We start from the raw sequence: 21,911 nt of genomic DNA on the forward strand, positions 1-21,911 counted from the left end.
ATTGGGATAGGGTATAGAAGCTAATAAACATTATTATTGTTTGTATCTTAACAGTTTATGGTATAGAATTAGCGTAGAGTATACATTAAGTTTATGTTTTATTTGAAGATAGTTGTTGGGTGTAGTTTGTTTGTTCTGTAATACTTATTACTGGTGTGTAGTAGAGGTTTGGTGTATCTCTTTGATTAGGTATTCTTGTGCTAATGTATATATCTCTCTAGCTATTAATCTGTACTTCTTGTTTCTACTTGATCTATTTATACTCTCTAGACAGAACTCAATATGTTTTACTAATTTTTCTCTTTCTGTTTTTGGTGTATATGGAAGTTTAGTGAGCCATACTAATGCCTCTATAATTGATGCTGAAGCTCTTGTAAATCCTCTTGGTGTTCTCCTGAGCATCTTTACTGTTGAAGGTTTCACATACATGACTATACTATCTTTTCTATTTTCCATACCCTCTATAGAGAATTCTATTAATGCATCACATACCTTTTTCTGTCTATTTAGAAATAGATCTATGGCTCTCTCTTTATCAAATATTGATAGATAGAATAGCTCAGCATCTTGTGTAATGCAAATACATCCTCTCTTAGATTTATTGCTAATCAATATTTGATACGTTCTACTACCTCTATACACCTTGGTCACTATGTTTCTGTCTCTAAGTCTGTATCCTAATGGAACTATGTTAACTATATCTCCATCATCTTTGTAGAGAATAGTTATGGCCTCTAGATACGTAGATGATGAGAATCCGATTCTCTTGAGTACTGTAGTAATGTACTTCATACACATTCACCAAACTTTAACGAATTTCTCTATCAATAAGTGGATATAGTTTATATAGACTTGAAGGTTATATATGTGTAAGAAGGTTTACATGAATGTCCTGGCTTATAGATAAGAATGTATGGCTTGAGATATATAGTTCTATAAAGAGAGAACTAGCTCTATCTTTCGATTTAGATCAACTAGCTACAGATCTATTAAGCAATATCCTTAGCACAATGTCTAACGCAATAGATATTAAACAACTTAAGAAAGGCATCAATAGTGATTGTGCTCTAGTCTTTGGACCTGCACCAAGTATTGAAAACGATTTCCAGAAAGCTAACGAATTAAGTCTATTCAACAAACTACCAGTAATAGCTGTTAATGGAGCTACAACATTCTTTTACGAAAAAGGATTTATACCCACAATTATTGTTACAGATCTTGATGGGGATCCAAATCATATAGCTTCTCTAAACGATAAGGGAGCTATAGTTGTGGTTCACGCACATGGAGATAATATTGATGAGATAAAGAAGTGGGTCCCTAAATTTAGTGGACATCTGATAGGATCTACACAAGTAGAGCCTAGACCTCATGTATATAACTTTGGCGGTTTTACTGATGGTGATAGAGCTCTATTCATAGTATATGCATTAGGTATCAGAAAAGCTATTGTCGGCGGTATGAACTTCCTAAACAGCATAGGTAAGTACTCTACTATGTACAAGAAGAAAAATGAAGGTATTAAGAGACTAAAGATGAGCATAGCTATGAGATTGATAAAAATGCTTACTCTATGGGGTATGGAGATAAAAGCTCTATCAGATACAGGTATACCTAATATCGAGGTGATATAGTTGGAAGATACAGCTAAGAAGTATTTTTCTCCAAAAGTATCAAATAGAGATAGAGCTGTATTCGAAGCTGGAATAGCAATCGGTATGGCTATACACCAGTTTACTGGTATTCCAATAAGATTTCGTGAAGAAGTGAAACTTCTTGAAAAAGTTATTGAGTATGCCATAATGTCTCAACCATTTAAGAAAGAAGCTCATGTTAAGCTCAATATTGATGTTGAAGAGAATCAGAAGAACCCATATAGTTACCATACACTAAAGAGTAGAAACATGGATATAACAGTTACGGTTGAATATGGAGACACTATCGTGAAAGCAAAACTCAAATATGTGCCTGAACTCGACTACAGTTTAGCGTATATAGAAGACATTATCGAGAAATCTCGAGACAGCGAAGTACATTAAGTTGAGATACAACATATAGATCACTTAATCAAACTCTGCATAAATATGAGAACCTCATCATTGGTATGCATCTATATTTTGGTGATATTAGTGAACATTGCCTGGAGTATAACTGGTGGTGGTGCAAATCTAAGAACTGTGGTATCTACATTAAAATCTATTAAAGAACGATACAGTATCAATATAACGTTATTTTTAACCAAATGGGGATTAGAGGTATCCAGAATCTTCGGTGTTCTCGATATCTTGAAGAATATAGCTTCTGGTGGTTATTATCGAGAGTTTCTGGTCGAGGATCAGGGAATGTACTATATAGGTAGACTTAACATGAAGAGATACTCCTTAGTGGTCATAGCGCCTGCAACAGCCAATACAATAGCTAAAATAGTTGTAGGTATAGCAGACAATATAGCTTCTGCATTATATTCACAAGCAATTAAGAGTAGTATTCCAGTAGTAGTCCTACCTACAGATGTTCCTGGTGAGGATGGGTATATGGAGACAGAAACTCCATGCTATATAGACAAATCTATATGTAGACTCAAATTATGTAGAGAATGTATAGTTTCAAAAATATGTCCCGCTAATGCGGTTAAAGTTGTGGAAAACGATATCGTGAGAATAGATCTATCAAAATGTATCGGATGCGAAAGATGTATGTATATATGTTCTCGTGGTGCTGTAAGTTGTTGGAGGAAGATAAAACTTGTGCCAAGAGAAGTAGATATACAAAACATAGAGAAACTAAAGAGTTTTCCATATACATATGTAGTTAGAAATGTAAAAGAACTTGAGGTTATTCTAGAAAGGCTTCTATTTCTGGATCAGTCTACATAGATTGATGCATATCTCTATGTAGATGATGTAACTAGAAATGGTTTCCATAACTTTTACGATAGTTGATTTCGGATTAATAGAACATAAGTAACGTTTTAATTCTTTACCGTTAAAATCTATTCTAAATGTTAGTTATTTATAACAAGTAGTTATATTCTATTTGTTAAAGCTATCTACAGTCACAGTATCCAAGGATTTGAACCCAGAATATTATTTACATAGGTATTTCTGTTAGATGAGTTTAGCTATGAATACCCATTAAAAGTTTAAAACTTAAGTCGAATATTGTAGAGCGGTGATGTTGTGAATTTTAATAGAGTTCAACCAGATGTACAAGCATCTAAACCATTATACAGTATTCCTATAGCTCGAGTAGGTGTTAGAGAGGTTTATAGAAGGATATGTATAGGTAGCTCTAGAGGGAACACATGTCTAGATGCGTACATAGATATTTTGATCGATCTTCCTAAATCTCAGAGAGGAATACATGTCTCTAGAAATATAGAGGCAATGCTAGATGTTTTTAGCGTTATTGAGCATAGTAGTTTTAAGTCACTTGAAGAAGCTATAGAGAATCTATGCAGAGAATTGCTTAAGAAGCATGATTATGCTAATAGTGCTGAAGTGAGGCTTTCATCAACCTTTCTGTATGAGTACAGAGATCTAGATCTAGATGTTAAAGAATATATACCTGTTAAACTATCTATAAAGTCTAAGGTCCATAGAGAGAGTAATAATGTTCGTAGAAGGTTTTGTATAGAAGTTGTAGGTATGACTGTTTGTCCATGTGCTCTCCAGGTATGTAGTTATATACTAAATACAGATGAATTCGCTCCCTCACATACACAAAGAACAAAACTGAAGATATGTCTATCAACAGAGAGTCTTATAGATGTAGCAGATCTTGTTGATATAGCTCTGAATTCTTTCTCTATACCTGTTTTCAGTTATCTTAAGCGAGATAAAGAATGCAAAATGATTTTAAAGGGATTCAAAAACCCAAAGTTTGCTGAAGATGTTGTACGTAGCGCACTCTATGGTGTCTATAGAAAGTTTAGCGAAAAGATAGATCCAGATAGCTTAGTATATGTTAGCGTTAATAGTTTTGAGAGCATTCATCCATTCAATTTATCTGCTGAAGCCAAATACACTATCAATGATCTCATCAAGTACTTCTCAGGGTAAATACATGGCTATATGTGTCGAGACTTCAGCCAGGCTTCATCTAGGTTTCTACAACTTTTTTGAAGATGGTATAGCTTATGGAGGACTTGGTGTAGCGATTGAGTATCCAAAGATAAGGGTTAAGGTATACAGAGATACAGGGTTTAGTGTCATCAATAAGGTACATGGTCTCTATGTAGATGACGTTGTTGATCTAGTTAAGAGTAGCTTAAATGTGAGTAGCATTGGTATAGTTATTGAAGAAGCTTATCCACGTCACGTGGGATTAGGAAGCACAACACAACTTGCTCTATCAATAAGCTACGGTATAGCTAAACTGCTGAATATGAAGTATAGTGTTAGAGAACTTGCTGTTGCTCTTGGCAGAGGTAGAGACTCCGGTATAGGTGTAGCTACATTTGAGTATGGAGGCTTCGTGGTTGATAGCGGTAGAAGAGTGAATCAACGGGTAGAGGTACCTAGATCAGTTAACGATATTCCACAGATATTGTTTAGAAGCTATCTACCTGAAGACTGGTACTTCATAGTCATTATTCCCCACGGCATCAAGGGTCTAGATGAAGTTAGAGAGAGATCAGCTATGGATTATCCCCAGCCACTACCAAGAGATTTGCAGTATGAACTCTATAAACTTCTTCTTCTCCACATAATACCCTCTATCGTTAGAAGAGATATAGAGGTATTCGGTAAAGCTATAACAAAGCTCCAAAGAATAGTTGGAGAATATTTCTCTAAATACCAAGGAGGTATATATTGTTGTAGAGAAGCTGAAGAAATAGTGAATGCCTTGCTCAATTCCGGAGCGCAGGGAGCTGGACAAAGTAGCTGGGGCCCTACTGTCTACGGCATTATTAGTGGTAAGGATAATGCGTTTAGAGTGCTTCGAAAAGTTTTAGAAAAAATAGAAAGACATGGAATTGAATATAGCTACTATGTAGTCAAAAACAGAGCGAAAGGAGCATCTATAAATATATGTTGAATGATTATAACAAATAATTTCTTCAATAAATAATAATGACTGATACACATTTAGAGCATCTGCATAAGGTATACCTAATAAGCTACACCTATGGATTCTATAAATCACATCGAGGTATTTTAGAAAATATCTGATTATAGTCCAGCTTTATTCTATAATGTTAGAAATAGTCTACACTATTTTCAAATACTCTATTAAGGTATCATCTAATAGTTTATGTATCGACTCATTATGTAGATGAGTAGTTTTGATAAAGGCTTACATATAAAGATTTTCAACTATTTGTATATAGATTTTCTTGGAGAGCGATGGATCAGGGTTAGGTGATATTATTGTGTGATTATACAAACAGTAAAGCTATAGATTATGGTAAAGTATAGGAATTGATCAGCTTAGTACCTTCTCACGGTATGCTTTTAGTTGTGGATTACCTTGGTATCGGTAAACCAGTATTAGCTTCATAAATCTGTTTATATATACTTTAGAGAGCAAGAAATATCTCTATACATTGTTCTATGAAGATAAAGAAAACTGTTTACAAATATTAGTCGTCTAAGAATGGACCTTAGAAAGGTCAAAGATAGAGAGATGATGAGGTATATCAAACTACCTGTAACATCAACTGATGAATTGATTAATGCTATAGCTGAGCTCGCAACTAGAGATATGTATGATGTTGTGGTTATAGATTCTGTTAATATTGCACTAAAGCTTGTTGAGAAAAAGAGCATCAAAGAGCTATTCTTTTGAATTTTTTCTATCAGATGCTTAATCTCGTTAACAGATTGTTTATAGTTTTAGTAGAAATATCTGTAGGTAGAGAAACATTAGATCTAGGCTCTATAGAGTCTGTTTCAGATACTGGTATATATCTAAGACATCGAGTTAAAATAGGTTTCTCTTACAAATACCTGAAATCAAGAAGCTTCGTAAAGTACTTGTAAATGTTGTTGAATTTCCATTCGTAATTGCTGAAGGTATGAGTATAAAGTCTATCTTTCCATCAATATCCAAAGAATAGAAATAAACTTGAGTAATAGGTTAAAAGCTCTAGAATGCTGTATTCTCATTTGAGGAGGAGAACCGCAGCTCTCGAGCTCTTGTGTAATGTGATAAATGTGGTGTCATGTTGTCATCATGTTCAAACCGCTGGTAATTCGTAGAGCTCTCTCCAAAGAGTTTAATGATCAGTCCTAACTTTACCCCGAACTTGGGTTAGGTGTTTTAAATGAGCTCTTGGAATGATAGTACTAATCCTAGCGCACTTTTAGATAGTACTGGCTGTTTAAAAATTACTCTATTTTAATGGTTTCTGGGTAATTGTTGAACTTAGACATTTCTATGAATATTCCAGTTGTTTTAACTGGCACCTCAATAACGTAATTCATAACAGATTTGTACACTTCTCTAATACCTAGCCGGGTCAATCTATAAGTTCTCCCTGATTTTGTAACGATACCGCTCAGCTCCAAGACCTTCAATAGTAGCTTTACTTTGAACGGCATTTTCTTAAGACCTATTAACTTGAACGATTCCTCTGATATCTCAACAGCACTCAGTTGATCAAAGAATAACCTCCATAATCTTGAGGTGTGTTTTAAACTCCGTGAGTAAATAACAGGCGGTGTGCTCTTTTCGATCGAACCAACGTACTCTTGTATGCTGTGTGTATTTATGTACTGGTATGTACCTGTATTACTCCATGCACTTGCACCTAAACCTATAAGGGGACCCACAAGCTCTAGGTTTACTGTGGTGTACTCGTAACGCTTTCTGGATGCAGAGTATACTCTTATGAGGTGCAAACTATTGTTTTGGGTAAACTTCACAGCCTCGTCAATAAATGCATCAATGTAGTTTAGCTCTTGACTTAGCCTTCCATACCCAGCAAGTTTGTAACCAGGAGTGTGCTTTGGTATCACAGTTGGGTAAAATGTTACTTGATGAACGCCCAGCTTGTAGGATTTCTCGAGATCCTCTCTAAAAGCTTTCAGCTTTTCATCTAAAGTGAGCTCCACACAGCCTTTAATACTAGGAGTGAGGAACATTATATCGACGTTAATCCACTTGAAACCCGCCTTTATGCTGTTCTCGATAGCCTTAACGTTGTCCTCCGGAGTGTGCTTTCTGCTTAGTGACTTTAGGATTCTTCTATCGAAGCTCTGAACACCTATACTAACTTCATCAACGCCAACCGAGTAGAGCTCTTCTACATATCTATAATCCTTGAAGTCCTCGGGGTTAACCTCAATACCTATCTTACATTTGACGCTGAAAAACCGTGTCAATGCATCAACGAACTCCTTGTACAATTTTGAGGATACAAGGCTAGGAGTTCCACCACCTACGTGTACTTCTACAACATTGAGGTTCTTCTCCTCTAGAAGTTTACCGTAGATTTCAAGCTCTCTCAGTAAGGCTTTAAAGTACTTTTCAAGTTCCTGCTCGCTTCTCAGCACATCTCTGAAATAGGGACAGAACATGCACACAGATCTGCAGTAAGGTATGTGAACGTATATAGCTACATCTCTGTTCTCAACAGTGTTCTTGACGTTGTTTAGGTGTTCAAGCTTATCATCAACCCTGCTAAATTCCACCTTAACCTTTCCTCTAAGAAGAGAATGCGTTCTTAGTTTTCCAGAGCCGAGAACAGGTGTGTTTGTGCTCATGCCTATCACGTTGGAGATTAAAACTGCGTAAAACTTAAAGGTTTTAGTGCACGTATATAATCGAAACTCTAATTCACATGTCTTATTACTCGTACGTTCTGCGAATTATTCCGAGTTTTTAACTCTTAAGTGCTCTCCTAATTTTTTCAATGAACTTCTCGGTATTAACTATGAATCTCTCGTGAACACCTTCACCTATTAGCACATCCTTGTAGTACGCCTTTACTTCGAGTACTACTCTTCTATCCTCATGCAATACTATTCTAGAAATGACTGAAGAACTTTTAGGACCTCTGTATACTGGTGATGTAATCTTTAAGTTATCCGTCTTATGCAGAAAGATCCAGTATCTTTTACATCTCTTATGGATCTATCTGTTGAAATCAATTTGAAGATATTTTTATATCGTGTTCCATAAATGAATTCAAGTATATGTTTTCAGAAATAATGATAAGCGAGTTAGGTTTACCGAAAGAAAGTGTTGAAATAACTTTAAAAAGTTTTCTTCTTTGGCTCAATTAATTCAGCGCTTTGCATATTGCTTAGACTTATAGCTATTGTAACAGAATTTGCTAAAGGTGTAAATCTGGGTATAGTTGTACTTCATGGTTTAGAGTTATTGAGTCCAAGTTGCATGGAATTTACGTGAATATTGAGTAGTCTTATTCAATCTATTTATGTAGCTCAAGAACCAGAACGTGTTGATGGTACGCTATAGTAGTATGACAGATAATCAATGGATTAGAATAACGAAGCTTTATTACAAATAGTGGTCAGAATCTGCTACAAGTTTAAGGATGGAAAAGCTATACTAATGTGATATGTTTGGAGTCGTAGTAAAAGAGTTAAGGTAATAGCTTTTGATAATAAAGATGTAGAGAAAATGTTGATGAAAAGTACTAAAAACTTAATGAAAAATATAAATAGTTTTCTCTAAATGAATCATAATCCAAATAACTAGAAAGTTAAAATAATTGCTATCTATTTAATAGCAGGACATTATGGTTAAGGCTCTCGATCTAGAATTAATTGATAGGATATTAATAAACATTCATCAATTACTGGTTAATACTTAGAACAATATATCGATAGTCTATATCTAATTAATCATTCAGATACATTCAAGTCTGATATTAATAATCAGAAATAAGCTTTCTTGATATCGTCACTACATCTTGGTATCCAACTACAACTATATCCACAAGATCTTTCGTAAAGATGCCTGTCTCTATAACTCCTGGCAAACTCTTTAGCTTTATGTTAAGTGATTGTGGATCAATTCTCGTTTTCGGGTATATATCGATTATTATTCCTCCGGTATCTGCTACTACAAATCCATATTTACCTTCTCTAGAGCTTCTTATAGATGGATTTAGATCCATTTCCTTCAACTTTCGATAAACTATGGATAGAGCATGCGGAAGAACTTCTATGGGTATTGGATGTTTTTCTCCGAGATTTTTCACGAGCTTGGTGTAATCTACAATATATATCTTAGTTTTAGCAGCAGAAGCTATAATTTTCTCAAGCGTTAGAGCACCTCCTCCACCTTTAATCATGTTTAGTTCTGGATCAACCTCGTCAGCTCCATCGATATACACATCTATGGCATCAACATTAGATATATCTAGAACATTGGATCCGTTTTCAGAGAGCCTTCTACATGTATATGCAGATGCACATACAAAGTATGACTCTATAAAGAGATGGCTAGATGATGACATAAGATCTATAAACATATCAACTGTAGATCCTGTTCCAATACCTATTACCTCTCTCCTAAAGCTTAGCAAAATTTTCATAGCCTCTTCAACAGCTTTACGTTTTGCTTGCGAAATATCTGTAGACATTGTATAACCCATACAGGATCTATTTAGTTATATTTAGCACTTGCACCAGATTTTAAGTATATATACATGATTTAGTATATATTCTCTATTACTCCAATAATGTAATACAGAGAGATAATGAGTATAAAATATAATAAAGTTGGATGGTTGATATAGCTTCAGGTCAATTTAAATTTCATTGAACATAATGAAAATATTTTTAGACAACAATAATGGTGAGATAAATGGATCTGTATGGTGATGAAGTCTAGAATCTTGTATGGTTATACAATGCTCATAATTGCGACTATTTTATGGGGTAGTTCCTTTGTTTTCATAAAACTTTCTGTAGAAAATGTTTCAGCATTTGGCTACACCTTCTATAGATCTTTTTTTGCTGTAGCGATGCTTACGCCTGTGATATTGTTTAAAAAGATGGGGAGTATCTTCAGCTATAGAGATTTTATAGGAGGTATTGTTACTGGTGTAGCGTATATGTTTGGTCTTCTTCTTCAGGGTCTTGGAACAAGGTATACATTTCCATCAACTAGTGCTTTTATTACAGGTTTAAATACAGTTCATATACATACATATTGTGCTTTCGTGAAGAGAGCCTATAATCGATATCTTCTAGCGGCACTTGTGCTTTCACTCATCGGTCTATTCATAGTCACGTCACCTAGTGGTGGTATTGGTTTAGGTGAGATATTGGTCTTCTTTGGATCTATAGCTTGGGCTATCCAGATACTTCTTGTATCGAAATACAGTAGACATAGTAAGAATTATATTGACTTCCTCTATGGAATGTTTATACCTTCACTCGTCATAGCTCCTTGGACAATTCTATACGATAATCCGATGAATATAGTGCTAAATTCATGGATGTACATAATCTATCTAGCTATAGCGTGTTCTATAGTGGCTTCATTACTGCAGGTTATTGGACAAAGGTATGTAGCTCCAGCTATAGCTTCAGTAATCTATCTTCTTGAGCCTTTCTTTGCATTATTGTTCTCTATATCTCTATATGGTGAAGAAATAGATATTGTTAGAATAGTTGGAGGAATAATGATTGTTTTAGCATCCTATATAGCGATGAGTTATGCACCAAATGCATATACTTAATATCGTCATATTTTTGGAAAACATCACGAATCTAGTGTTGAGTACTAGGCATTGATGAATTGTATTGAGGAAGAACTATTTACAAAAATTAAGGTTAGGGAAATTGTTAAATAAATCAATAAGATTTATATATTAGTGGTTTACATGTTGACGAATAGGGGGTGTGTACCATAGTTAAATTGGATATTCTAAATAGACTTGATGAATTTAAAGGCTTTCTTGAAGGAGAGACCGTGGATAGATTTTTAGAAACATTCGATATAAGGTTTGGAAGCGGTACATGGGCAGCTGGAGGTTTTAGCGATAGGTTTATGGTTAGAGGATATTTTCCTGATCTCGGATCCGATATAATATCAAGGCTAGAGAGAATAAGGATAGCAGGTATAAAGATGTTTGTTCCCATAAATGTGGAACTACTTAACGAGGACCTAGAAGTTAGATGGGAAATAGTTGATGCAGTTATTGAATACACAAAGAAATATAATATGATGGCTGTAGCTCTTGCAGTAGATTTAAGTGGTATCCCGAAACTCAGATTAGGCTCTATAACTAATCCAGATCCATTATTAAGAAAGAAGTCAATATCAATTCTACTCAATAGCATAGAAATAGCTAAAAAACTTGGCACAGATGTTATATCGTTTTGGCCTGGACAAGATGGTTGGGACTACAGTTTCGAGATTAACTATGGCAAAATGCTCAAAATGTTTATCGATAATCTGAAGCTTATTGTAGAAGAGGTTATGGCTAAAGGGTTTAGGTTTTGTATTGAAGCTAAATTAAAAGAGCCTAAAGAAGGAAACATGATCATACCTACAACACATGTAGCTATAGCTATAGCTAAGAAGATAAATGATGATATTGGGAAGAGTGTCGTTGGGATAACTATAGATTATGGACATGAGCTTATGTATGCTGTAGAACCAGCATATACTGTGCATCTAGCTAAACTATTTGATGTACCTCTGCTATCGATACACATAAATACAGCTAAAACACATAGCAATGATGAAGATAGAGTTGTTGGAACAGGAGATCTATGGCAATTCGTGGACTTCCTTTACGCAACAATAGATACAGGTTTCGATGGCCCCTATATACTGGATCAATTCACATATAGAATGGATCCAGTGGATGGTCTAAGATTATCTAAGGAATTCTTCGCAAACTCTATGAAGAAAGCTCTAGAGATATATAGGCATAGAGATGTGTTAGAAAAAATAAGAGACACAGGAAATCAAGCAAAAGTACTAGACCTAATTAAAAAAATCATATATACGTACTAATTGTGTTTCACATATCCACGATCTATACAGATATTTACTCAGCTTTCTATTACACTATTTAGAAATCGGAGCAGGTATAGTGGTATCATTATTTATCTAGAGCTAAAGATGATGCTGTGTAGCACACGTAGATGGTGCTACCATCATACTATGTACATAATGTCTTAGAGCTAGATAAATTTTGCTAACTCTAGGTCTGAAGACAAGTTATTTAAAGCATAGATTCATCGACATATAGATCTGTCATAGAATTACAAAGAGTATTAAACTATACTTTAAGAAGCTCTAGAGAATCTATGGAGAGAAATATGGAAGAGGATATTTTATTGTTATTGTTTATCGGTCATACTCTATAAACTCATCATATACAAAATGCTTATAATATTTGATGTACAACTGGAACCAAATATAACTTATGAGATGCTGAATCATAGTGATGTATATAGGTGTTGTAAGTGAAAGAGGTTGTAAAGATTATTCTACTGTTTATAGTATTTATAGTATCATCATATATCGTTATGAAGTCTATAGTTATACGAACTGATGATATTGGGCTCAACGTAGCTGGATTTTGGTGTAGTGAGATTGGCCTGTCTTTTAGTTCTTCTTACTGTATTTCTCTACTTAATTCAGATCACTATGTATTCGTTCAAAGTCTATCACTCTCTATATTCATGTTGGTTGTAGCGATAATAGTTATGCACACTGAATGGCGCGTGGCTGCAGCTATTCTCGGTGTGGTGATTATGATATTGATGGGTGTTGTTAATCCTAAAACCTTCATAGAGTCTGTTTCATGGGACTTGATACTGTTTCTAGTGGGTTCAATGGCGTTTGCAGGAATACTGAGAGAACTTGGTGTATTTAGGTATCTAGCTATACAGATTCTAAGACTCTCTAGATTCAATGCATATATACTCACGGCATTCATAACCATAGTTTCTTTCGTGTTATCAGCTATTGTTGGCGAAGTTACAAGCATTATATATGTAGTTGCACTTGTAATTGAGCTTAGACGTGTACTAAAGATAGAGATCGAACCATTACTAATACTATCTGTTTTAGCAACAAATACTGGTAGTGTTGCTCTACCCATAGGTAATCCTATAGGTGTATATCTGCTTTTTGCATCAAGTATGTCTATATCCATGTTCATCAGATACTCGTTACCTCTTGCTTTAATTAATGTACTAGCTCTTTACGGACTCTATATAACTATAGTCAATAGGTACCTAAGGAGATGCCAAACATTGCTAGAGAATTATAAGAAAAGTATTGAAGCCTATATATCGAGCTTCTATACCGAAGTATATAATGCTAAAGCAAAAAGAATATACCTAGGATTATTGTTTTTAACAGTATTTGTGTTAACTGTATCGATTAATGATGTTATTGTCCATATTCTTTCATCGATACTACAGATAGATATAACCCCTCATAGTTTCTTGTCATTCATACCGTATATGTACATAGTCTTAAGCATGATGGTTGTTGTCCCGCCCGAAGAAATAGGCACAATTATTCAGAAAGCAGTTGAATGGTCTTCTATAGTGTTCTTCATTATGTTGTTTATGTTGGGTCATGCTCTTCTCTATACAGGTGCTATAATAAAAATGGCATACATTTTGACAACTATATCTATAGCAACTACAGTAGTATTAGAGATGGTAATGACGATTTCTTCAACAATACTTAGCGCACTACTTGATAACCTATCAGTAGTTGTAGCATTTACACCTATGGCTATACTGTTTAATAAATCTGGTTTAACAGATCAGTTAATATATTTCGCGCTTCTCTTCGGTGGAGTTTTTGGAGGAAACTATACACCAATAGGTTCTACAGCAAACATAGTAGCTCTATCTCTTGCTGAAAAGAAGAAGATTCGTATATCGTGGAGGAAGTGGCTCAAAATAGCCTTAATAACAACAACTGTACAGATGATTCTATCAATCCTCTGGATCTATATAAATAACGTCTATAGGTAACCGAGGACCACTACATATTAATACATCTCGTGCTTTATTGTAGCCTTGGTGCCTATATTGATAGAAATGAACTTAGATCATTATATTTCGATAGAAATAGCCTAAGCGCATTTAAACCTTTTTCAGTCAATATGTACTTGCTCCCAATCTTGATTATAAATTTTGCTTCTTCAAGTTCTTTAAGTATAGTATAGAACGTACTTAAACTGATCTTAGACTTGATAATATTTTTCACGTACTTGTATATCTGGTATCCGTAGAGCTCGCCACGCTTAAGTGTACCTAGAATTAAGATCCTAAGCAAACCTTTTAGAAAAGGCTCTTCTAGATACTTATGTATATCATCTAGAGTCTCCATATATCACCACATTTCTTCTAAAGATTGTAGACATACTATATCTGGCTTACAAGCTCTTTATATATTTCCGTAGCAATCTTTTTTCTCCAGCGATACTTTCTTGCAGTAGTTGCGAGATATATCTTGGCTAATATATTTAGAATTTTCTTTTGTATGTAGCTATAGTTCTTAAAATGCTCTACACCCCATATCTTGGTGTTATGTTTCCAGCATTCAGCAAAAACAGCTACTTGTACATCATTTAACTCATTAAAGCTCCTAATTGGTTGATCCTTTAATACGCATCCACCGAGAGGTACAAAGAGTAGTGGTACAAGGAACGTTCTTAAACCATGTCTACGTATGTTTTCTACAAGAGATAGAGTTCTGTATGCATCATCTATATCCTCACCCGGCATACCGACTATGATTGTTCCTAGAGGTATCCATCCATTTTCTTCAAGGAGAGTAAGAGATTCTAAAACTATATCTGGCCATTCCTCAGGAGTATAGGGAAGAGCTTTTCCACGCATATATCTGGCAATAATTCTAGGCGAACCTGACTCTATGCCAACTTCAACAGTATTTATGTAGTTTCCACGAAAACTGTACCAAGCGAACTCATAGAGTCTATCCGACATCAATTTAACTATATCTTTTCTATAGAGAGCTGCTGCTAGATTCATGTGTGTTATCTGGATGTGTTTTAATCCTCTATCTTTAAACTTAGTGACATTTTCTATAAGTTTGGCTATAGCGTCACCATTTGGTTCCCACGGAATTCTAGATCCATAGAGAAATATGTCTTCAGTAACAAGTAGAACCTTATTTTGACCATTCTCTATATTAACCTCTATATCTCTTACAATCTTCTCTAGAGGAATATCTCTCCTCATCTGCATAGTCGGTGTACAAAACATACATCCACGACCACATCCTCTAGATATCTCAACAGCTCCATATACTGAAGCTCCCTTTATACACGGTATATGATCAACAGGAACTACATCACCTTTAACGATACGTTCAACAGGTTCTCTATTGATAATCTTTGAAAAGACGTCTGGAGTTATAACCTCTCCTTCACCATCGATAACAACATCTATTCCCAAAGCATCTAGATCGCTATACATATAGAGTTGCCATACACCAGGACCTCCGACAACTACATTAAACTCAAATTTCTTCTTCAACTTCTTAACTATCTTAATTATCCGCATAAACTCGTACTTATTTATTGGTTCACCTAACCCCAAAAGCGTTGAATATGTTAGAGAAACATAGCCTAAACCGAGAGGATCTTTAACCCCTATACCTATAACCTTTGTATCTTCATTAACAACATCTTCAAGATCATCCGGACAAACTACAACAACATCATCTTCTCTAAATATACCAGACTCTATAAGTGATGCCTCAATTCTTCTTAAACCAAGTGGAGCGTAACGAACTCTATAACCATCCCTGTTATCTCTATAGAGATTTAGGGTAAGGAAGAATCTGGGTACTAGAAACGGTTTTGAAAACCCTGAGACAAAAGCTATAGCAGGATTACCGTTGTATTCGCTCATTTCTGATGCAGGAGCTGTTAACACTACTTTAACCAATGGGTATGCACCACATATTCAACTATATGTATATTCATACTCTGAATACTCTATCTATAGGTTATGTTTAGATCTACTATAAATATCTTTTGCAATATAATCATCCTGATCACAATTCTATTGCTGTAAGCCAATCACATTAACATCTATTAACATCAATGATAATCTTCATTTCGGTACTGCTTATACATTATTAAACAGTCTATACGTTATTAAGATGATTAAAGCTTTTATACTCAGCCAAGGTAGTGACTAAATAACTTGGTGGTATTTATTGTATCATGGGATATAGCATTAGCTATAGCCCTATATATCACAGCTCTGGCTATATCAATTCTATACTATTTTACTAGCAATAAAAAACCTGTTGAAACAGATAACTGTGGTGAAAAATAGATGATGTTTATCACAATAATTGCAATAGCGGTATACCTAGCCATCATGACATTAATAGGACTTATAGCTATGACCAAGATAAAGTCTGTTGATGATCTATATGTGGGTAGCATGAACATAGGAGGCATAATTACAGCATTATCGTTTTTCACAACATACTTCAGTTCTGTTATATTCATAGGTGCAACTGCTCTTGGATGGAAATACGGTCTACCCATAGTATGGAAAGATATTTTCGTGGTACTGATAGGTACACTAGGAGCCTTCATAATCCTGGGACCAAGGCTCATGATTCTTTCTCGAAGGCTGGGATTCAAATCTGTTGTAGAATTTATAGAGAAACGATATAGCTCAAGACTAGCTGGTTTAACAGCTGCTACAGTTATGTTTGTTGGTTTATTCATTTACTGTATATCAATTATGGTTGGTGTAGCTAGAGCTGTTGAAGTAGTTGCTGGAGTAAGCTATACAATAGCACTTATAGCAACAATAACTGTAACTCTTGTATATACAGCTTTAGGGGGATACCTAGGTCAGGTTTGGACACAAGCAGCTCAATCAGTACTAATGCTCTTTATGGCTATAGCAATATGCATTCTTTCACTCATTGCTACAAACGGGCTATCTGGTCTACATCAAACTCTTAGCTCTATAGATCCATCACTTGCTGGATGGCCTTATAGAGACTTTGTGCCACTATTTCTACTATATGTAAGCTTGGGTCTTCTTGGATGGGGTAATCCTGCACTAGTTATGAGGTTCATAAGCATAAGGGATAGGATTTCTTTTAGAAGTGCAACAGTTATTGCGACAGTAACAACTGTTGCTTTAACGTTATCTCTGAATCTAGCATCAGCAGCCTCTAGAGCTATACTATCGGAAGTGCCTAATCCTGAATACGCATTTACTTATCTTGTTCAGAGAATATTTCCACAAGGATTCGATATAATATTTCTCTTAGCTGTATTATCAGCATCTATGTCAACATTAACAGCAATTATGGGAACAATGACACATATATTAAGAGATGTAGTTGGTTTAAAAAAGGTATTCTCTAGTAGGAATGAATTCCTCTTCTACAGAATAGTTACAGTAATTATAGCTCTTACAGCCACGGTTATGGCTCTTCAGCCTCCACAGATGATAATTGTTCTCTTTGGTGTTACAACATCTATTCTCTCTGGAGTACTTATAGGGCCTATCGTATATGGATTATTCTGGAGGAGAACAACAGCTATAGCTGTAACTATAGCAATGATTGCAAGCTTTACATCAGCTATAGCTGTAAGTGCTTATGGAGAGTTTAAATTCCCATGGACCTACTATGCATTTGGGCCAACAATACTATTATCCCTACTGATACCGCCTCTAGTAAGTTTGGTTACAAAACCACCATCTAGAGAGGTTATAGATAGAGTGTTCAGTAAATGCTAATTAAAGTTTCTAGGAAACATAGATAGAGGTGTAGCAGATTAGGTGAGAATGGTTGAAGAAATTAATGAGTCTTATGTTAATCCTCTCTAGCATATTTGTTCCTCTTATCTGTATAGCTATCTCTATATGGTTATCACCATGGTTCAACATACTCGATAATGCTTTAAGTGATCTGGGTCATGCCACAAGAAGCTCTGTGGCACCCATATTTAACTTTGGATTGAGTTTAGGTGGATTCCTTATAGCACTATCATCGCTTCTAATAATCAGTAAGCTATATAGATCCATAGCTTATTTAGCTACCTTATGTGGATATACACTCATTCTTGTAGCAGTATTTGATGAGATCTATGGAGTTATTCACTACTGGGTATCGGTAGCCTTTTTCTTAACACTAGGCTTTCTACTCATAAACTATACAGTTCTAATGAAAAGCATTATCAAGAAGATCTCGGCATCTATAGCTCTAATAATTGCTGTAACTTCATGGATACTGCATATAGTCTATAGAGTACCTAGAGGTGCAGCTATACCCGAACTAATATCGATATTCTGTGTGATACCTTTCTATATAGATGTTTCGATACAGTATATAAAGTCTCAACAATAGTTGCACAATATACATCTCTTAATTGATAAGTAAGAAAACCATTATCTTGGATTATTGATAAATTCCTAAATAACTCTACTGATCATAGTTATGCTGATACTATAGATATCTCCAGATCCCTCTTCCTTTATAGTTGAATATTATTGTTTTGTATGCTGTAACATGTTCTATCGAGTAACCTATTCCTTCTCTACCTATACCGGAATCCTTTCTTCCTCCAAATGGATAGTAACCTACTCCATGTCTAGGCATATCGTTTACATATATAGCTCCAAATTCTAGATATCTTATGAGTTTCCTTATCTTATCTATGTTGTAGCCAAAGATCGATACATCTAATCCATATCTTCTTCCATTGGCAAGCTCTATAGCTTCATCAAGATCTCTAAAGCTGGTTATCAGGGCTACTGGAGCGAATATCTCTTCTTTATATAGCTTGAGCTCTTTTAGTACATTCTTATCAAGTACTTCTATGAGTGTTGGCTCTACATAAGTTGCACCTAATCTCTTACCGCCATACAGTATGGCTCCACCTCTTTCAATAGCTTCTTTAACTGCTTCAAGCATTTTATCAACAGTTTCAGTATCTATTAGTGGACCCATAGTTGTTTTCTCGTCTCTTGGATCACCAACAACAACTTTTGATAGATTGTTGATTAGCTTTTCCTTAAGCTTGAGGTATACATCATCTTCTACTAGAACGAGCTTTATAGCATCACATCTCTGTCCAGCATAACTGTATATTCCTAGAGCTATTCTTTCAGCAGCTAGATCTAGATCTGCATCCTCTAGAACTATCGCTGGATCACCTCCCCCGAGCTCCATAACGAACTGCTTTATACCAGCACTAGCTATAACCTTTCTACCAGTCTCACTACTGCCTGTGAAACTTATGATATGTATCCTTCTATCAGACACCAAATTGATACTCTCTCTACCGGGTACAGTCAATACAGCAAAACCTTCTCTAGGAAATCCAGCTTCTTCAACAACTTTTGCAAAGAGTATAACTGGAAGAGGATCTACTGACGGAGGTTTAACTACAACAGCATTTCCAGCAACAACACTATATGTGAATTTAGCAACAGTATCAAATAGCGGATAATTGAAGGGTATTATAGCCAAAACTACACCAAAAGGCTCTCTCCTCACAATCGCTTCTGTCTCTACTGTTGTCTGATCCCAATCACCAGGAATATAATCACCAAATATCTTTCGAGCATCTAGATCAGCTCTTCTAAGTCTATCTATAGATGCATTTATCTCTCCCTGAGCTTGTGAACGAGTTTTACCAGTATTAACTATTAAGACGTTTACAAAATCCTCACGATACTTCTCAATCAGATCTCCAATCTTTTCAAGAATCTCTAGCCTCCTCCATCCAGGAAGATCCCTTACACCCCATCTACCAACTCTATAGACCTTATCTAATGCTCTATCAACATCACTCCAACTAAGCTTAGGAACTCTACCAATAACACTCAAATCTATAGGGCTTCTAACATCCATAAAACTACTACCCGAAACCCAAATCCATTCACCAGCCAAAAAGGTCTTGAATACATGTACATCATCTACCTCCTCAGCTATCTCTTTAAATAGATCGCCTCTAAGTTTAAACACCATACAGGCAAACCACCCTCAAATACAATAAATCTTTAATTCAATATTTTAAGGATGCTCATATTGACAGTTACTACTAAGTATAGCAATACGACTCATAATAAATCACTTCAGACATAGCTGTTCATACTATAGAATTTATCTTTACTAAAGATTCATAATCAGCAGTTTTATATCTAGCAATAACGAACCTTAGATCATATAGATAAACAGTATCATCTTGATGATCAATTCTGAAGAAATTTTGACATCATATAAAGACGAATACAACGTTTTTAATAGTTTCTAGATATACTATTCTTTACTATGGTATAGTATTTCATAGTGATATCTAATGAGAACCTAAGTTTACTCTAGATAAAGTACTCTATCTTTAGCTAATGTTAATATACTACTTACCATTATATAAATACATCGATAAGATGTATCTCTTTCCCTTTTAGACAATATATTGTGCTCTATCGATAACACTTCTTTCAGAACTATTGATCATAAACGGTTAAGTATGAATTTGTTGACAATCATTATACTGAACCTACATCAATTCTTTTATATTTAAACCTTCTTGAAGAATATCAATTCTTTTAATATTTATCTTCTTTATGTCTCTATCGTATTTGAATAGATATAGTGCTATAACCTCTGGCGATAAAATCTCGTCATCTGATTCTCTATGAATATCATAACCATGTTTGCTGGCTTTCACGAAATTGGTGAGTAGATCTATGTTATGTGTAGAGATTATGACATACTTGTTCATCATTTTTACTGCTTTAATTATGGCTCTTCCTAGAGCGTGAACAGCTGATGGATTGAGGTGGATCTCGGGATCCTCTATGATCACAACAGGTGTTGCTTTAGATGCTAGAGCTAGAAGAGTTGGTATTATCCCCCTGATGCTCGATGGGGTTTCCTCGATAGGTAGTTCTAAATCGTTCCATAATCTGATGGATAAAGATTTGTATTCTTTTGAGATCTTTACTGATACTTCGTCTACCCCTATTTCGGCTAGAACATCTCTAAAAACATCTAGATCTACCATATTGTTGTAGAGTAGATCTATTAAATGGTTATAGCTCTTAATGAATGCTCTCTCTAGATATGTGAGCATATGTTCTTCAGCTCTAGACCATGACCTTACAGAGATCTTGATCAGCCAAGTTCTATCATTGATACAGTAGATTGTTTTATCTTCTCCTGATAACCATGGAGGCATAATTCTTGTGGTTATGGCTCTAATAGTGTTTATCAGTATCTTTTCCACATCTTTGTGTTCAACTATAGCAGCTTCTTCTATAGTTTGCACATCTAGTGAAAAACCATATACATAATTCCTCTGAACACCTATGAAGGATCTCGTCAAGATCTCTCGCACAACCTTAGCACCAATTCTATCGGCAACATCTAGAACCACGTGGGGCTCTATATACCCTATCCTAAATACTCCAGCAACTCTATCGTAACTTATCCTCAGTATATGCCTAGATTCTTCAGGAACTCCCCCACCAATCTCTATAGATACATCTCTATCTCTACTAAATACTTCTAGATAGCGTTTAAATGGATCTCTAAATCTCTTATTGAAGTTGCTCTCTAGAGCTTTAGGTAGAACCTTTAGTGCTAATTTAACAAGTTCTCTAAACTCTTTCTCTATATCCATACCTCTTTTAGCCTTTTCAATTATATTATCAACAATTCTTGTATAGCCTAGATCGATCATGATTTCTCTAAATTTCTCGAGATCTGGCTCTAGCGATAATACCATCCACATTAAGTTGAGTAGAGAGCTTTTACCTGTCATGTTTCTACCGATAAATATCGTTAAAGGTCTTAACTCTAGATCTAGATCATCAAATAGAGCATAGTTCTTGATCTTTATAAACATGAGGTTATGTGGCATTGAATTCGATGTAGACATACTCTCTACTCTCTATGCTATATAAGAATTAGTTTCTGTCGAAATAAAT

Annotated in this window: 21 protein-coding genes; 13 read left to right on the forward strand and 8 right to left on the reverse strand. The window is 35.1% G+C overall.

Going from position 1 to position 21,911, the window contains the following annotated elements; all coding sequences use genetic code 11:
• Positions 1–147: 147 nt before the first annotated feature.
• Positions 148–792 carry a DUF447 family protein gene (locus QXK50_01240; protein MEM2007788.1) on the reverse strand — a complete coding sequence of 215 codons (645 nt, stop codon included), beginning with the start codon at positions 790–792 and terminating at the stop codon, positions 148–150.
• Positions 793–887: 95 nt separating this feature from the next.
• Between QXK50_01240 and QXK50_01245 the strand changes: the two genes are divergently transcribed.
• From QXK50_01245 to QXK50_01275, 7 genes are all read left to right on the forward strand, one after another.
• Positions 888–1,634: a 6-hydroxymethylpterin diphosphokinase MptE-like protein gene (locus tag QXK50_01245; protein MEM2007789.1), complete on the forward strand. Its 747-nt coding sequence runs from the start codon at positions 888–890 to the stop codon at positions 1,632–1,634.
• The gene (locus tag QXK50_01250; GenBank protein ID MEM2007790.1) at positions 1,635–2,039 is read left to right on the forward strand and encodes a dihydroneopterin aldolase family protein; all 405 of its coding nucleotides are present in this window, start codon (positions 1,635–1,637) and stop codon (positions 2,037–2,039) included.
• 90 nt (positions 2,040–2,129) lie between these two features.
• Positions 2,130–2,876 (forward strand): flavoprotein, encoded by a 747-nt coding sequence (locus QXK50_01255; GenBank protein ID MEM2007791.1) that lies wholly within the window; start codon positions 2,130–2,132, stop codon positions 2,874–2,876.
• Between the two features lie 303 nt (positions 2,877–3,179).
• Positions 3,180–4,061 (forward strand): GTP cyclohydrolase, FolE2/MptA family, encoded by an 882-nt coding sequence (locus QXK50_01260; protein MEM2007792.1) that lies wholly within the window; start codon positions 3,180–3,182, stop codon positions 4,059–4,061.
• A gap of 4 nt (positions 4,062–4,065) precedes the next feature.
• Entirely contained in the window at positions 4,066–5,040 is a 975-nt protein-coding gene (locus tag QXK50_01265) for a hypothetical protein (GenBank protein ID MEM2007793.1), read from the forward strand.
• Positions 5,041–5,598: 558 nt separating this feature from the next.
• Positions 5,599–5,790, forward strand: coding sequence for a hypothetical protein (locus QXK50_01270; GenBank protein ID MEM2007794.1), 192 nt, complete (start codon positions 5,599–5,601; stop codon positions 5,788–5,790).
• Positions 5,787–5,984, forward strand: a complete 198-nt coding sequence (locus QXK50_01275) for a hypothetical protein (protein MEM2007795.1) — start codon at positions 5,787–5,789, stop codon at positions 5,982–5,984. Before QXK50_01270 ends, QXK50_01275 begins: the two co-directional genes overlap by 4 nt.
• Positions 5,985–6,332: 348 nt before the next feature.
• Here QXK50_01275 and QXK50_01280 read toward each other — a convergent pair whose 3' ends face one another.
• From QXK50_01280 to rpiA, 3 genes are all read right to left on the reverse strand, one after another.
• Complete coding sequence (locus tag QXK50_01280; protein MEM2007796.1) at positions 6,333–7,709, reverse strand: radical SAM protein; 1,377 nt, start codon at positions 7,707–7,709, stop codon at positions 6,333–6,335.
• 118 nt (positions 7,710–7,827) lie between these two features.
• A complete protein-coding gene (locus tag QXK50_01285; GenBank protein ID MEM2007797.1) occupies positions 7,828–7,965 on the reverse strand; it encodes a hypothetical protein in 138 nt (45 codons plus the stop codon).
• A gap of 877 nt (positions 7,966–8,842) precedes the next feature.
• On the reverse strand, positions 8,843–9,559 hold the full coding sequence (gene rpiA / locus QXK50_01290) for a ribose-5-phosphate isomerase RpiA (GenBank protein MEM2007798.1): 717 nt from the start codon (positions 9,557–9,559) through the stop codon (positions 8,843–8,845).
• A 240-nt stretch (positions 9,560–9,799) separates the two neighbouring features.
• Between rpiA and QXK50_01295 the strand changes: the two genes are divergently transcribed.
• The 3 genes from QXK50_01295 (at position 9,800) to QXK50_01305 (ending at position 13,937) form a co-directional block, all read left to right on the forward strand.
• A complete protein-coding gene (locus QXK50_01295; GenBank protein ID MEM2007799.1) occupies positions 9,800–10,663 on the forward strand; it encodes a DMT family transporter in 864 nt (287 codons plus the stop codon).
• A gap of 161 nt (positions 10,664–10,824) precedes the next feature.
• The gene (locus QXK50_01300; GenBank protein ID MEM2007800.1) at positions 10,825–11,949 is read left to right on the forward strand and encodes a TIM barrel protein; all 1,125 of its coding nucleotides are present in this window, start codon (positions 10,825–10,827) and stop codon (positions 11,947–11,949) included.
• 455 nt (positions 11,950–12,404) lie between these two features.
• Positions 12,405–13,937 carry an SLC13 family permease gene (locus QXK50_01305; GenBank protein MEM2007801.1) on the forward strand — a complete coding sequence of 511 codons (1,533 nt, stop codon included), beginning with the start codon at positions 12,405–12,407 and terminating at the stop codon, positions 13,935–13,937.
• A 52-nt stretch (positions 13,938–13,989) separates the two neighbouring features.
• On the opposite strand, the gene QXK50_01310 is transcribed toward QXK50_01305, so the two are convergent.
• Together QXK50_01310 and QXK50_01315 are read right to left on the reverse strand one after the other, a co-directional pair.
• Positions 13,990–14,295 carry a PadR family transcriptional regulator gene (locus QXK50_01310; GenBank protein MEM2007802.1) on the reverse strand — a complete coding sequence of 102 codons (306 nt, stop codon included), beginning with the start codon at positions 14,293–14,295 and terminating at the stop codon, positions 13,990–13,992.
• A 35-nt stretch (positions 14,296–14,330) separates the two neighbouring features.
• Complete coding sequence (locus tag QXK50_01315) at positions 14,331–15,881, reverse strand: radical SAM protein (protein MEM2007803.1); 1,551 nt, start codon at positions 15,879–15,881, stop codon at positions 14,331–14,333.
• A gap of 261 nt (positions 15,882–16,142) precedes the next feature.
• On the opposite strand from QXK50_01315, the gene QXK50_01320 reads away from it, so the two are divergent.
• From QXK50_01320 to QXK50_01330, 3 genes are read left to right on the forward strand one after another with little or no spacing between them, the layout of a single operon-like run.
• A complete protein-coding gene (locus tag QXK50_01320; GenBank protein MEM2007804.1) occupies positions 16,143–16,277 on the forward strand; it encodes a hypothetical protein in 135 nt (44 codons plus the stop codon).
• The gene (locus tag QXK50_01325) at positions 16,278–17,711 is read left to right on the forward strand and encodes a hypothetical protein (GenBank protein MEM2007805.1); all 1,434 of its coding nucleotides are present in this window, start codon (positions 16,278–16,280) and stop codon (positions 17,709–17,711) included. It abuts the gene before it with no gap.
• 52 nt (positions 17,712–17,763) lie between these two features.
• Entirely contained in the window at positions 17,764–18,321 is a 558-nt protein-coding gene (locus QXK50_01330) for a DUF998 domain-containing protein (GenBank protein ID MEM2007806.1), read from the forward strand.
• A gap of 99 nt (positions 18,322–18,420) precedes the next feature.
• On the opposite strand, the gene gapN is transcribed toward QXK50_01330, so the two are convergent.
• A complete protein-coding gene (gene gapN, locus QXK50_01335; protein MEM2007807.1) occupies positions 18,421–19,947 on the reverse strand; it encodes an NADP-dependent glyceraldehyde-3-phosphate dehydrogenase in 1,527 nt (508 codons plus the stop codon).
• Between the two features lie 532 nt (positions 19,948–20,479).
• Complete coding sequence (locus QXK50_01340) at positions 20,480–21,862, reverse strand: AAA family ATPase (GenBank protein MEM2007808.1); 1,383 nt, start codon at positions 21,860–21,862, stop codon at positions 20,480–20,482.
• Positions 21,863–21,911 lie beyond the last annotated feature (49 nt).

Origin of the sequence: Ignisphaera sp. (assembly GCA_038831005.1) — an archaeon.
GTDB lineage: Archaea > Thermoproteota > Thermoprotei_A > Sulfolobales > Ignisphaeraceae > Ignisphaera.